The organism is Candidatus Njordibacter sp. Uisw_039 (assembly GCF_047730075.1).
In the GTDB taxonomy this organism is placed as follows: domain Bacteria; phylum Pseudomonadota; class Gammaproteobacteria; order Pseudomonadales; family Balneatricaceae; genus Njordibacter.
This window is the reverse complement of sequence record NZ_CP159831.1, coordinates 1,239,286-1,253,343: the sequence shown is the minus strand read 5'-3', so window position 1 is coordinate 1,253,343 and position 14,058 is coordinate 1,239,286. Positions and strand designations below refer to the sequence as shown.

Annotated in this window: 14 protein-coding genes; 5 read left to right on the top strand and 9 right to left on the bottom strand. The window is 45.2% G+C overall.

Annotation, left to right across the window (positions count from 1 at the left end; all coding sequences use genetic code 11):
* Positions 1 to 79: 79 nt before the first annotated feature.
* Positions 80 to 991, top strand: a complete 912-nt coding sequence (locus tag ABXT70_RS05955; RefSeq protein ID WP_443642254.1) for a LysR family transcriptional regulator — start codon at positions 80 to 82, stop codon at positions 989 to 991.
* On the opposite strand, the gene ABXT70_RS05950 is transcribed toward ABXT70_RS05955, so the two are convergent.
* From ABXT70_RS05950 to ABXT70_RS05940, 3 genes are read right to left on the bottom strand one after another with little or no spacing between them, the layout of a single operon-like run.
* Positions 988 to 2,181 (bottom strand): M24 family metallopeptidase, encoded by a 1,194-nt coding sequence (locus ABXT70_RS05950; RefSeq protein WP_443642253.1) that lies wholly within the window; start codon positions 2,179 to 2,181, stop codon positions 988 to 990. The genes ABXT70_RS05955 and ABXT70_RS05950 overlap by 4 nt on opposite strands.
* 29 nt (positions 2,182 to 2,210) lie before the next feature.
* Positions 2,211 to 3,410 (bottom strand): diaminopropionate ammonia-lyase, encoded by a 1,200-nt coding sequence (locus tag ABXT70_RS05945; RefSeq protein WP_443642252.1) that lies wholly within the window; start codon positions 3,408 to 3,410, stop codon positions 2,211 to 2,213.
* Between the two features lie 34 nt (positions 3,411 to 3,444).
* The gene (locus ABXT70_RS05940) at positions 3,445 to 4,347 is read right to left on the bottom strand and encodes a DMT family transporter (RefSeq protein WP_443642251.1); all 903 of its coding nucleotides are present in this window, start codon (positions 4,345 to 4,347) and stop codon (positions 3,445 to 3,447) included.
* 348 nt (positions 4,348 to 4,695) lie between these two features.
* On the opposite strand from ABXT70_RS05940, the gene ABXT70_RS05935 reads away from it, so the two are divergent.
* A complete protein-coding gene (locus ABXT70_RS05935) occupies positions 4,696 to 5,274 on the top strand; it encodes a gamma-glutamylcyclotransferase (RefSeq protein WP_443642250.1) in 579 nt (192 codons plus the stop codon).
* Here ABXT70_RS05935 and ABXT70_RS05930 read toward each other — a convergent pair.
* Both ABXT70_RS05930 and ABXT70_RS05925 read right to left on the bottom strand, forming a co-directional pair.
* Positions 5,271 to 5,414, bottom strand: coding sequence for a DUF2164 family protein (locus ABXT70_RS05930; RefSeq protein ID WP_443642488.1), 144 nt, complete (start codon positions 5,412 to 5,414; stop codon positions 5,271 to 5,273). The two genes, ABXT70_RS05935 and ABXT70_RS05930, sit on opposite strands and share 4 nt — an antisense overlap.
* Positions 5,415 to 5,514: 100 nt before the next feature.
* Complete coding sequence (locus ABXT70_RS05925) at positions 5,515 to 5,967, bottom strand: MarR family winged helix-turn-helix transcriptional regulator (protein ID WP_443642249.1); 453 nt, start codon at positions 5,965 to 5,967, stop codon at positions 5,515 to 5,517.
* 88 nt (positions 5,968 to 6,055) lie between these two features.
* On the opposite strand from ABXT70_RS05925, the gene maiA reads away from it, so the two are divergent.
* On the top strand, positions 6,056 to 6,682 hold the full coding sequence (gene maiA / locus ABXT70_RS05920; protein ID WP_443642248.1) for a maleylacetoacetate isomerase: 627 nt from the start codon (positions 6,056 to 6,058) through the stop codon (positions 6,680 to 6,682).
* On the opposite strand, the gene ABXT70_RS05915 is transcribed toward maiA, so the two are convergent.
* Complete coding sequence (locus ABXT70_RS05915; RefSeq protein WP_443642487.1) at positions 6,683 to 7,807, bottom strand: MFS transporter; 1,125 nt, start codon at positions 7,805 to 7,807, stop codon at positions 6,683 to 6,685. It abuts the gene before it with no gap.
* Between the two features lie 223 nt (positions 7,808 to 8,030).
* Between ABXT70_RS05915 and ABXT70_RS05910 the strand changes: the two genes are divergently transcribed.
* Positions 8,031 to 9,803, top strand: a complete 1,773-nt coding sequence (locus ABXT70_RS05910) for an ABC transporter transmembrane domain-containing protein (protein ID WP_443642247.1) — start codon at positions 8,031 to 8,033, stop codon at positions 9,801 to 9,803.
* Positions 9,804 to 9,811: 8 nt separating this feature from the next.
* Positions 9,812 to 10,876: a hypothetical protein gene (locus ABXT70_RS05905; protein ID WP_443642246.1), complete on the top strand. Its 1,065-nt coding sequence runs from the start codon at positions 9,812 to 9,814 to the stop codon at positions 10,874 to 10,876.
* Here the strand turns inward: ABXT70_RS05905 and ABXT70_RS05900 are convergent.
* From ABXT70_RS05900 to ABXT70_RS05890, 3 genes are all read right to left on the bottom strand, one after another.
* Positions 10,842 to 11,738 (bottom strand): DUF808 domain-containing protein, encoded by an 897-nt coding sequence (locus ABXT70_RS05900; protein ID WP_443642245.1) that lies wholly within the window; start codon positions 11,736 to 11,738, stop codon positions 10,842 to 10,844. The two genes, ABXT70_RS05905 and ABXT70_RS05900, sit on opposite strands and share 35 nt — an antisense overlap.
* Before the next feature lie 37 nt (positions 11,739 to 11,775).
* Positions 11,776 to 12,624 carry an alpha/beta fold hydrolase gene (locus ABXT70_RS05895; protein WP_443642244.1) on the bottom strand — a complete coding sequence of 283 codons (849 nt, stop codon included), beginning with the start codon at positions 12,622 to 12,624 and terminating at the stop codon, positions 11,776 to 11,778.
* A 155-nt stretch (positions 12,625 to 12,779) separates the two neighbouring features.
* Complete coding sequence (locus tag ABXT70_RS05890) at positions 12,780 to 13,973, bottom strand: amino acid aminotransferase (RefSeq protein ID WP_443642243.1); 1,194 nt, start codon at positions 13,971 to 13,973, stop codon at positions 12,780 to 12,782.
* Positions 13,974 to 14,058: the final 85 nt, after the last annotated feature.

Sequence of the window (14,058 nt, the reverse complement as noted above, 5' to 3'; positions counted from 1 at the left end):
ATATAGTTTAGGCTTGCATTTAAAACAGTTAAATATTAAGTTATTTACACTAACTTAACTAAATGGTTAACTAATTACGATGTCAAGACACCTTGGTTTAAGCCGCTTGTCCGATATAGATTTGCGCCTATTACGCATCTACAGAACAGTTGTTGAGGCAGGCGGTTTTGCCGCAGCTGAAGTTGAGCTTAACATCAGTCGGGCAGCTATTAGTATGGCCATGGGGGATTTAGAAACTCGCTTAGGGTTACGCCTCTGTCAACGTGGGCGAGCGGGTTTCTCTGTAACCGATGCAGGACAACAGGTATATGAAGCCATTTTACAATTATTCACCTCTATAGAAGGCTTTCGCACTCGGGTTAATGCCTTACATGACCAACTCAAAGGTGACTTGAATATAGGAATTGCTGGCACCCTTGTCACCCTACCACACATGAAAATCACTAATGCGCTACGCCAATTAAAGTTACAGGCATCCGACATTGGCATAAACATTAGCATGATGCCGCCTAATGAGATTGAAAAGGCAGTATTAGATGGTCGTTTACATGTGGGCGCTATTCCCCGTCTAAGAAAAATTGCCGAACTAGAGTACATGCCGCTTTATGAAGAGAAATCTAATCTGTATTGCAGTCACCACCATCCATTATTTGACATTGCCGAACAACAAGATGTGATTCCCTTGGTGCCAAATTATGCCGCTGTGGCTCCAGCCTACGCTCAAACAGCGGCCACAAAAACTCAATATCAAAAGCTAAAAACCAGTTCCACTGCCAACGATAGAGAAGGCGTTGCCTTTCTTATTATGACAGGCTGTTTTATCGGTTATTTACCTACCCATTACGCTGCCCAATGGATACAACAAGGTAAAATGAAACCCCTGTGTGAGAGCCATTTCCACTACACCACTGATTATGCTGTAATTCATAAAAAAAATGCGCCAATGAATTACCTCGTGGACGCATGGTTCAAAGAGCTAATAAAGACTTAACCCAAATGTGGTAGTTGCGCCGCAGCCCTAGTGGATAACCACTGGGGCCCCTGTTCAGTGATAACAATATTCTCCTCATGAACCATCTGCTTCACTTTACCGTCACCATTTAGATAAGACATACCAGGTTCCAGAGTCATAATCATACCCACTTCTAGCACAGTGTCATCGGTTGCCGTGTTAGATGGCCATTCTGTAAGATCTGAGCCAAGACCGTGGCCTAATCGTCCTACGTCATTTCCCAAGGCACCACCTGCTTGCATGATAGGCCACATGGCACGATATAAGTCACTGGTTGTATTGCCAGGTTTGGCGACAGCAAACCCCGCATCCGTAGCAGCATAGACTGTTTCATAGGCTGCTTTTGTTTCTTGAGAGCAATCCCCAAAGCACCAGTTACGGTCGAAATCACAAAAGTAGCCTTGCCACACAGTACCCGTATCAATGATTAATAAGTCGCCTTCTTCAATCACCCTGTCCGTTGGCCCCATAATAATATCGTCGTAGCCGTCTGGGCCTGAAGACGACACAATAAAGGGTGAATGATCTGCCCCCTGGCGTAACAGCTCCATTCTAAATTCAGCCACCACGTCACGCTCAGTCATGGCAGTACTAGCAAACCCTGGAAGTTGAGCAAATGCTTTAGAAGTAATCCCACACACGTGGGCAACACGATTAATTTCTGCTGCAGATTTGATACTGCGCAAGTGTAAGACTTCACGACTTACATTGACCAACTCAAGATTGCTTGATGTATACAAAGACTGCACTTGCTGCTGAGGCATGCGTAAGTGTGTTTCTCGGCCAAGGGTCATACCTAAACGACCAAACCGCTTAGGTAATTCGGCCAGGGTTTGGCTCAACAAGCTTACCCCATCATCTTCTGGAAATGGTGAGGGCCAGGCACGCACATCATCCACCCATGTACTACTCATGCCTACTACACCAATTGTGGGAATCACAGCAATAGGTTTACCAATTGCCGGCAAGATCAAAAACCAAGGCCGCGTAGGACTTTGCCAAAACTGGGTAAAATAGCCAGAGAAATAACGCACATTGGTTTCGGTGGTTAATAAAACACCATCTAAATTAAGCTCTCGCATCATGGCTTGTGCACGCGCCATGCGATGCTCAAACTCAACTAAAGAAAACTGCCGCTGCGGTGCGCCTGTTAATGGGTATTGAGTCATTATATTTACCTCAGTTTAGTTAGACATTTTTAAGTGCCAAACACTAATTGCTGATAAAGCTCAGGATCAGTAGCACCCTCTGTGCCTAAGACTAATACTGTGCTTTGTTCATTAAGCCCTAAAGTCGCCCGCCATTGAGGGTGTTGCGCACCAATAATGCAAGCAGCTAAACCTGCAACAGCCGATTCTCCAGCTTCAATACTTGGGCTATTTTGCTCCAAGGCGCGCATACATGGAGCTACGGCATCCTCACTTAAAGTGATAAAGTCATCCGCCCCTTGGTCTAATATATCCCAAGCAATATGAGAGACTTCACCACAAGCCAAGCCTGCCATTAACGTATCTAAGTCGCCTTCTACTACTTTTAACTCTCCAGCCTTAGCGCTTTCTTGTAAACAATTTGCAGCCTCTGGCTCTACCACAACAAACCGAGGGCGTTGCTCTGCCCATAGGTCCCAAAAGTAGCCACATACTGCCGCAGCTAAGCCACCGACCCCAGCTTGGATAAAAACGTGAGTGGGTATTACGCCATTAAGTTGTTCAACGGCTTCAGACAACATCACCGTATAGCCTAAAGCTACATTGGCTGGCACTTCTGTGTAACCTTCGTAGCTAGTATCAGAAATAATCGAACGGCCATACTGTTTTGCATCTATTGCGGCTTGACGGACAGACTCATCATAATTGCCCTTAATACGAATCACCTGAGCAGCGTAGGCTTCCATAGCCGCTTGACGGCCAGTAGAGACATCACGATGGATATAAATAATGCACTGGCAACCAAACATTTGTGCACCCCAAGCCACAGATCGACCATGGTTACCGTCGGTCGCACAGCTAACTACCACGTCTTTTAATTGCTCTTTGTATTGCCCCGATAATAGCTGCGCCATAGTCGGTTGTTCGCCGTTCAATTGGCCTAAATGCTGCTGTAGGAATTGGGTCACAGCGTATGCACCACCTAAGGCTTTAAAGCTCTTTAAACCGAACCGGCTACTTTCATCTTTATAATAAATTTGGCCTATATTAGCCTGCTCAGCCATGCCAACCAGCTGGTGCAAGTCGGTAACTTGGTAATTGGGCCAAGTAGAAATCATTTTTAAAGCTTGCTTGCCTTTAGCCACGCTAAGCATAGCTTGGCGCTGGGGGCCATAAACTAACTTAGTATCAGCTTTAGGATTGTGAAAAAAATCTAACCGACCCGGTAAAACGGCAGTTGATGATGTCATATAAACAACTCCAAAAAAGTATTCAATTAAATAACTAGTTGCGGCTTGGCCACATGGCCTGTGCCACACCAGCTGCAATTAAAGCGATACCCGCCAAACCCTGCAGGCCCATGGCTTCACCAAATAAAAACCAGGCCTGTATTGCTACTGCTGGTGGCACCAAATAAAACAGACTACCCACCTTGGTCGCAGCACCTTGGCGCATCATAATCATGAGCAATAACACCGCTCCAATAGATAGGGCTAATACTTGCCAAGACAAACTCACAATAAACTGCCACTGCCAATCTACAACGCGTGTTTCAAAGGTAAACGCAATAATCAAACTAAAACCTAGCGCCGCAGCATACTGCAACCAAATAGAGGTTAGGTGATCTGCTCCATGGCAATATTTCTTTTGATATAGCGTACCAAAAGAGATTGCCAACAACGCTGCTCCTACCAGCACCGGGGACCAGCCAGAAAAGCCGTAAAAAATAGTACTTGCGTCAACAGAAAACTGTTCACCTAACACCAAGTAGAGCCCAGCCAAACCCATGAACAAACCCAGCCACTGGCGCTTTGATACACGCTCGCCCAACATAACTCCTGCGAACAAAGCCATAGTTAAGGGCTGCAAACCAATGACCATTGCACTTAAGCCAGCTGGCATACCTAAGGATATGGCTTTAAAAATACCACCCAAATATACCCCGTGCAGCAACAACCCAACCACCATACAATGAGCAGCTAAACGCCATGTTGAGGGCCAGCGGCTATTAAATAACTTGGTGATTACCCACAGCACCGCAAGGGCAAGGGCAAAACGATAGCTTAGTAAAGTAAAGGGCTCAGCATAGGATTTGCCTAATTTAGCAGCCAAAAAACCCGTACTCCATACCCATACAAAAATCCATGGCATTAGGCGAACGAAGGTGCGGTTTAAGGTTATAGACATAACAATCATTAGGCTGGCAATTTGGCCGCCTATCTTGTCACACGCTGAGGTTTTTTTACAAGGGATATTATGACCAAATTCGTGTCAGCCTTAATCGAGTCGATCAGCACCTATTTATTGTATTTTTTATGCCTTGTAATATTTCTCATAACCCATGGTCTTTTATGGCTTTTTAACGAACATAATTCTAATCAATAGAACCAAAACTCTCATCATAAATTCTATAAAACGTGGTGTATTACTGCGCTGTATTGTAGGGTTAGCTTTTGCTGGCCAAAATACCTTTGGTATGACAGCATAAGGCCTGCCTCTTAATTGAAGCAGGCTTTTTTATGTACAGGATCAATTATGTCAGTCTACCCACAAACGCAAATCCTAGATGCCCTTAATAGCTACCTAGCAGAATCCCCTTTACCTGACGAGTTATGGATTTTTGCCTATGGTTCGTTAATGTGGAATCCAGAAATGCAGGTCATAGAGAGCCAGCAAGGAAAAGTCCACGGTTTACAGCGAGGCTTCAATTTATTGTCTACGGTGCACCGAGGCACTCAAGAGCAGCCTGGGCTAGTTTTATCTTTAAGAGATGGAGGCTATTGTGAAGGCTTGGCATTTCGCATTGCACAAGCATCTAAGCAGGAAGATTTTAAAAACTTGTGGCTACGAGAAATGGTGACTATGTTTTACCAGCCCCATATATGCCAGGTTACAACCGACATTGGCATAATCAATGCTATTACCTTTGTTGCAGATCAACAGCACGAACAATACGTCGATTTTGACGCCGCTCAATGTGCCAGTATGATAGACCAAGCTCACGGTGGCAGAGGCAGTAATATGGATTACTTCAACAATACTTCTACGCACCTGCAGAAACTCAACATCCATGACCCATTATTTAGCAGTATTAGTGCGCATTGGGCTCATTAAGGCTTTCTTTTTGGTGGTATTTTTTCCAGCTGATAGATTGACTCACCTAAATGCTCCAGTTGTGCTTGTAGCAAAGCTCGTGCGTCATCAATGCCACGGTTGTAATAAAACGGACCCATGGTTTCACTAATAAAATCCAGCAGGAACTGCGCTTAAAAACTGCCTAACTCTCGGTTTAATTCAATGGCACAATAATGCTGCAAACGCCCCATTAAATCGGCCTTTTCATCAGCGTCAAAGTTAATTGTCATTAGATGGATCCAGCTTGTCGATGATAGTGGCTAAGTGAATAATCTCTTGCGCTGAAAGTTTTTCCAAAAAACTTTCCTCCCATGCTTGGACTTTCGGCACCATGGCCTCAAAGAGCTTTTTACCCTCCATCGACTGGGTTAACAACACCGCCCTTTTATCGGTTGCATCCTGAGTGGTTTGCAAATAATTTAATGCCACCAAACCATTTACAGCGCGAGAAACTTTTACTTTGTCCATGTAGGTCATGGCACAAATTTGTTTCGCCGTAAGCCATTGGTGTTGTCCTAATAAGGCCATCACACGCCATTGGGAGCGACTAATACCAAAGGCATCGGTATAGATGGTTGCGAGTGAAACACTCACGTTGTGGGCCAATCGATTTAAACGGTAAGGCAAAAAACGGTCTAAATTAAGGCTAGCATTAGAGGGCTTTGTAGCCATAAGTAGTACGCCATATAGTTGCATAAGTAACAATGTCTGCTAGCATAGAGGATATCCGTTTTTTTCTCCATCTATGGGGTCCAATGACATGACTAAAGAAATTATTTTATATGACTATCCACGATCTTCAGCGGCTTATCGAGTGCGAATTGCACTAAATTTAAAAGGCATTCACTACCAACAAGTGCACGTTGACCTAATTAATAAAGATCACAACAGTGACTTTTATTTAGCGACAAATCCGCAAGGCCTCGTGCCTAGTTTAACCATAGGAGACCAAATCATCACCCAATCCATGGCTATAATTGAATGGCTAGACGAAACCTACCCCCTGCAACCCCTACTACCTTGCGACCCAATGGAAAAGGCCCAACTGCGAGCACAAGCCTATACAATCGCCTGTGATACCCACCCCCTAAACAACCTTAGGGTACTCAACTACCTCATTAATGACATGGGCCACGATGAGGACGAAAAAATGGTGTGGTATCACCACTGGATCAAACTTGCCTTCGCTGCTATAGAGACTTACCTCTGTGCCACGGTGCAAATTAACCAAGCCAACGTGCTAGACGTTTTACTGGTGCCACAAGCATTTAACGCCAATCGTTTTAACCTTGATATGACGCCTTACCCCAACATTAATCAACGCGTTGATTGGTGTAACCAACAAGCTGCATTTAAGCAAGCTCACCCTGATAAAGGTCTCACTTAATTAGGTTGTGGGGCTAAAAGGGTTTTGCCATTCCTGGCCGTTAGAAGGGCTAGAGGGCACCCAACGGGCTAACATCAGCGAAATAGCAGCCATAACAGCACCCGATATAAATACCCATGAGGGCGACACTAACCACAAGAGCCCCATTAACGCAGGCAACACCACAGCGGCAATGTGGTTAATAGTAAACGAAACTCCTGCCGTAGAGGCCATGTCAGCAGGATCTGCGATTTTTTGAAAATAGGTTTTATGGGCAATAGCCATAGCAAATAACACATGGTCTAACATATACAAAACCACTGCCAGAGGCGCCCATTCCACAACACTGTAGGCCAAGAACACAAATATTAAACCAATATACTCTAGGGTGAGTGTCCGCTTCTCGCCCCACCGAGCTACTAAAGCACCTATCTTTGGTGCTAACCACATGCTCAAAAGGCCATTCGCCAAAAACATTAACGCCACTTCATCGGCACCAAAACCAAAACGTTCCACCATCATCAGTGCGGCAAATACTACAAAAATTTGACGGCGGCCACCAGCCATAAACACCAAAGCATAATAAAGGCTATAACGTTTTCGCAGCACCAATTTTTTTGTTTGTGGAACCTTAGACTCATAGTTAGGAAACATAACTAAAGCAATAAGTGCAACAACAACAGTTACGCCCCCACCAAACGCGTATACCCATGCCACAGGCAGGTGAAACACTTGCAACGCAGCCCACACCCAACCATAAGCCAGTAAAGAAGATGCTGCACCAATTGAAATTAAGCGCCCTAGTTGCACGGGGGCTTCTTGTTTACTGAACCATTGCAGGGCTAGCGATTGCTTAACAGTCTCATAATAATGAAAACCCACAGACATCAACATGGTAGTGACTAACAGCCCACTAAAACTCGGCAACCAGCCTGTTAATGCAGTGCCTACTCCAAGCATAACTAAAGACAAGATTGCTAAGCGTTGTTCAGCAATAACGATAAGTAAAAACACCACACCAAAGGCCAGAAACCCAGGCACTTCACGCCAAGATTGAAGTACGCCAATATGGGCACCATTCAAGGCAACTTGCTCTATGGCAAAATTATTGAAGAGAGCCATCCACACTCCAAAACTAAAGGGCATGGCAAAAGTCATAAGCTTAAGTAGGCCAACTGGATTTCGCGCCCTGCCTAAACTTAACATTGAGATGTTCATTATCTATAACTAACTAGAGGTAAGTAGGGGCGAGTATAGCTTATAGCCCATTCATTTAACCATCGGTTTACCTAACCATTTGCCCAACACAATTGTAAACAGCTAGTCTGCCCACACATAGACACTTAGGCCTAACTTTTATGAGTGCTATATGACCACTGACAACAGCAACAAAACACCCGCTAACAAGCAGGACTTACGTTTGTTGATGCGACTATTACCCTTCATTAGGCCGTACAAAAAAATGGTGATGGGTGCCGCTCTAGCCTTGATCATTACCGCCTGCGTATCTCTTGCCTTAGGGCAAGGAATTCGTCTTCTCGTAGACCAAGGCTTCGACTCCACGGACCCAAGCAGATTAAACCAAGCTATGCTGGTGTTAGCGGTAATTACCTTGCTTATGGCAGCTGGTACTTTTACTCGCTTTTATCTGGTGTCTTGGCTCGGAGAGCGAGTAAGCAACGACGTGCGCTTAGCAGTATTTAATCACTTATTAACCCTAGACCCCTATTATTTTGAGATGAATCGTAGCGGTGAAATCAATGCTCGACTCACCACTGACACCACTCTATTGCAGTCGATTATTGGTTCCTCCATTTCCATGGCCTTACGCAGTAGCCTAACCTTTGTTGGTGGCTTGGTGATGATGCTCATTACCAACCCCAAATTGGCCTTAATCGTACTGGCTAGTGTGCCGCTCATTATATTTCCAATGATAATTTATGGTCGCCGGGTACGTAAGCTATCTCGTCAAAGCCAAGATAGAGTGGCCGATATAGGCACCTATGCTGGCGAAATTGTACAGAACATCAAAATTGTCCAAAGCTTTACTCATGAAGCTGAAGAAACCAAAGCCTTTGGTCTGGAGGTAGAAAAAGCCTTTAACGTCGCCAAAAAACGCATATTGCAGCGATCTATCCTAATCGTAGTGGCCATGACGTTGGTATTTACAGGCCTTTCCAGCATGATCTGGGTTGGCGCTCAAGATGTTGCGAGCGGTCATATCAGTTCTGGTGAACTTGCCGCATTTATTTTTTATGCCCTCATGGTTGCTATGGCAGTGGCAACCATATCGGAAGTGTACGGAGAGTTACAGCGGGCCGCTGGTGCCACCGAGCGCCTGCTAGAATTGCTGGCTGAACAAGCCGACATCAGTGCGCCAGAAGACGCTGTACCATTAGCCAATGGCCCCTTAGCACTGTCCTTTGATAGGGTAAGTTTTAGCTACCCATCTCGACCAGATCAAGCCGCCTTAGAAAATATTTCGTTTAACGTGTCCGCGGGCGAGACAGTGGCTATTGTTGGGCCTTCTGGCGCTGGAAAAAGCACCTTATTTGAGTTGTTGCAACGTTTTTATGACCCCAAAAACGGCAACATTAAAGTGTCTGGTCACGATATTAAACAGCTCAAACCACAAGACTTACGTAGCCATTTAGGTTTAGTCCCACAGCAGCCCACGTTGTTCAGTGCAGACGTTACCCATAACATCCGTTATGGCGATCCAAGTGCCACCCAAGCGCAAGTACAACAAGCCGCTCAAAAAGCCTATGCTGATGAATTTATTGACCGTTTACCAGAAGCTTACAGCAGCTATTTAGGTGAACAAGGGGTGCGCCTGTCGGGTGGCCAAAGGCAGCGTATTGCCATAGCTCGCGCCATGCTCAAGAACCCTTCTATATTGCTATTAGATGAGGCCACCAGTGCCTTAGATGCAAACAGCGAACACAAGGTTCAAGCAGCACTAAAAGAATTAATGCACGGCCGTACCACCCTCATTATTGCCCACCGATTAGCCACGGTAATGCATGCAGATCGTATTATGGTGTTTAACGAAGGTAAACTAGAGGCTGAAGGCAAACATGAAGACTTAATCGCTACGTCATCACTATACAAACGTTTAAGTGAATTGCAGTTCAACCACTGAGGTACACCATGGTCACCAGTACACGTCCTAATCTTGCCGCCGTCGATGCTCTTTTACGAGATGGCTACTGGGATCGCACAGAAATTATCCGCATGGTAGATGGGTCACAAAGGGTGCGGAAGCAATCTAAAGGACATCAATCTGCAGGCCCTTGGGGCATGGATAACCTGCGGGCTGAGGCTCAATATTTGCAAGATTTGGAGCCTCATTTGCTCGACTTATTCCCTCGGCTCATTGCCTCATGGGAACAACCCGCACCCGGTTACGACATGTCCTATAAAAAAGAATGTGTGGACCTAGGTCAACTCGCACGAGCTAAGGCATTTAATCAGCAACAGGCGAATCAGTTTCAAACCCATTTAGGCAAACGAGTGTTCGGGCAGTTGCACACACCGTCCAACGCCACATGCAAGCTGTCCGCTAATGTTTTAGATACCTTAAAAAAAGCCGCATATACTATAAATGCATCGGCTGACTTAACTTGCTTATTAGAAAACAAACTCAGCATCAACAGCCTAGATTGCTTCCCACTTGCTACTAACATCACTCGTCTTACAACTCAAACCCATTTATTGCAGGCCATCGATAGCCAACCCCAAGTTAGGCTCCATGGTGACTTATTTCTAGAAAACATATTACTACCTAAGTTTTCTTCGCTAAAACAATGGCCCACACAGTTGGTATTAATTGACCCTGTATCTGTTGCCGGCATTAGCACAGGCCACCCACTATTTGATTTAGCCAAATATGAATCCTATGGTTCTGGCGAGTTACCAGCCATGCGTCGTGGGCATGTACAAATATCAGGAATGGGTGGGGGTTATGCCCAAGACCTTGGCTTTACTATTGACTGGCATAACAAAGACATGCAAGCCTATACAGAAATCAACTGGCACAGCTGTTTAAGACAATCCTATGTGAACCATTACGGCCCTGTAGATGAAGCTATATACGCCTTATTAGAGGCATACTTTGCCGCAGCAATGGTCATATGTACTGAGGGAGTTGAACGACAAGCCAGGGCCTTAAAGGCTCTCGTTAGCCTAGAGCGCGCAATCTTGTTATCAGTGTAATCAGTCCTAGCACCGCTAGTCCTGTAATAACACCTACACCCGAATTGGCGAGCATAGCCCATAGGCTTGTGAGCGGTTCAAACCAGTGGTGGAGCCAGGGCCAACCATGAACCAAAATTCCACCACCCACTAAAAACATAGCAATAGTACCCAACACTGATAAGGCGTGCATTAATGGACCTGCAGCATTAACTAAGCCGCGGCCCAGCAAACCACCAACACGGCCATTACGCCCCGCTTTTTCTGCTTCAACTAAATAGAGACCTACATCGTCCATCTTAACAATGGCAGCCACAAGGCCGTACACCGCTATGGTAAAAAACAAGGCTAGGCCAGCAACAACGATCACTTGATTAGTAAAGCTGGTATCAGCAACAGAACCCAAAATAATCACTACAATTTCTGCCGAAAGGACAAAATCTGTGCGAATAGCACCTTTGATTTTATCTTTTTCTAAAGTCAGTAAATCTATCTTAGGCAAACTAAGGTGATCCAATCGTTCTTGGGCCGAAGACTCTTTGGGCTTATGGACGATCCATTCATGTAGTTTTTCAGCCCCCTCGTAGCACAAGTAAGTACCACCAAGCATCAATACAGGGGTAATTAACCAGGGTGCATACAAGCTCATGAGTAATGCCGCAGGTACAAGAATTAGCTTATTTAACAATGACCCTTTCGCCACTGCCCAAACCACTGGCAGTTCTCGCTCAGCCCTAACACCAGAAACCTGTTCAGCGTTTACCGCTAGGTCATCTGCTAATACGCCAGCGGTCTTTTTAGCAGCCACTTTAGATAGCACTGCAATATCATCTAGCAAGGTAGCTATGTCATCAAGTAGAGCCAGTAAACTTACTCCGGCCATGTTAATTCCCTCAGTTGATAGGTTCTCAATAGGCTAATTAAAGCATGCACCGCTTAACTTGATCAGTGACTTGTTCTGGTTGTTCTAGAGGCAAGAGGTGCCCATAACCAACAAAGTTAACAGCCCGAATGTGTTCTGGCAAGCCAACGGCAGGGCGCAGGGCTTGCCAGCGTTTCCAAGCAAGGTCATCCACCGTGTCCGAAGATTCCCCACGCAAAACTGATATTGGTACCTGACTTCGTTTTAAGTGAGGCCAGATATTGGGGACGCTTCCATACATTAAAGCTTCCCAATACTTGCTATACAATAGTTTTACACCATCTTCCTCAGGCACCACGGCGGCATTTATGTAATGCCACAAAACTTCATCGCTAATGCCAGCAAATACCCGCTTAGGCCGGTGGAAATCAAATGCTTGCTGGAGATTATGCCAGTGATCTGGCCGCCCTAAAGCCTTAGCAACGATAGGCACTTTATTAATCAACATTTGGGGGCCAAAGCGCATAATACGAGCAATAGTTTGTCGTAAAAATACCGGTTCTATGAGAATCAGTTGGCGATATAAATGTGGTTTTAACTGAGCCGCCAAAACACCAACGTTAGCGCCCATGGAATGACCTATGTAGGTAACTGGGGCCAATTGATGTTGTTCGATAAAGTCATTTTGATCCTGTGCCATTTGTTGCCATACTGCACGATTACTAGCGCTGGTTTGAAATTCAGTTAAGTCTTGCCATAAAGGCCGAAGATGAGGTGCTAGGATACGGTAATGCTGGCCTAGTTTAGCCAATAAAGCGGTGTAGGTACTGGGTGGAAAACCGTTAGCGTGGGCAAATAATAGGGCCTTACCTTGTTGTTTACCGAACTCTTGATAAGGTTTAATCATAACTGGCGTATTCCATCGGTACAATTTTTCCAGCAGTTAATAGCTCGTGCCTTTGCGACCTTCCCACACTATTGCGAATACAGTTAAGCAAAATAATACTGCAACCTTTGGATTATTATGTCGCTTCGCTCCTCGCAATAGCAAGGCTGAGAGATCTAAAGCACGGCAGCGATAGACTTGGCCACATAAGCAATATTGTGCTGATTAAGGCCCGCTAAATTAATACGGCTAGAACCTACCAAATACACACTGTGCTCGTTTACCAGCTTATCAACTTGCTCTGCATTAACGCCCAAAAAAGAGAACATGCCTCTTTGACGTTCAATAAAGCTAAAGTCTTGCTCTACTCCCTCGGCTTTAATGGCATCAACCAATTGGCTGCGGAGGTCTGTAATGCGTTTGCGCATGATTTTTAATTCATCACGCCACATCTGCTTAAGCTTTGGGTCTGCTAAAATAGTTTCGACAACCAAAGCACCATGGGAAGGTGGCATAGAGTAGTTGGCGCGAATTAGGCTGTTCATTTGGCTTTGGGCTAAGCTTGCATTTATTGAAGTAGAGGTAATAATAATGGCTGTACCCGTCCGTTCGCGGTATAAACCAAAGTTTTTTGAACAAGAGCTAGCGATGACCATCTCTGGCACACTATTAGCCATTAAACGTAAACCAGCTGCGTCTTCATCCATGCCTTCACCAAGGCCTTGGTATGCAATATCAACATAAGGCAATAGGCCTTTGGCTTTAATTAAATCTGCCGTAGCTTGCCATTGTTCTAGGTTCAAATCAGCACCTGACGGGTTGTGGCAACAACCGTGCAGCAACACTACGTCACCTGCTTTTGTGTCTGTTTCTAACGAAGCCAACATCGCCTCAAAATCTACAGTTCGTGTTCTGCTGTTATAATATGGGTACTGCTTAATCGTAAGACCCGCACTTTGCATGACCGGGATGTGGTTAGCCCATGTTGGGTTACCTACCCAAACTGTCGCACCAGGTTTAGCAACATTAATAAACTCAGCTAACACTCGTAAAGCACCACTGCCACCCGGGGTTTGTGCCACGGCAACACGTTTGCCTGCTAACACCTTGTGATCAGCACCTAAAGTCACTTGAGCCAATAAATCACAAAACCGTTTTGACCCTGCCATGCCGACGTATGCCTTGGTGTCTTCTTCTACTAAAAGCCGTTCTTCTGCTCGCGACACTGCTTCCATAATGGCCGTGTGTCCCGTCTCATCTTTGTACACACCTACACCTAAATCAACTTTCTTAGGGTTAGTATCTTGGCGATACAGTACTGACAAATGAAGGATGGGATCAGCAGGCACAGCGCGCAGCGACTCAAACATGAGCAATAGAACTCCTATGGGATAAACTAAAACGATTAAATACAAAGACTAGGTGTTTTTAACGGAAACAATTATACGGCTTTCA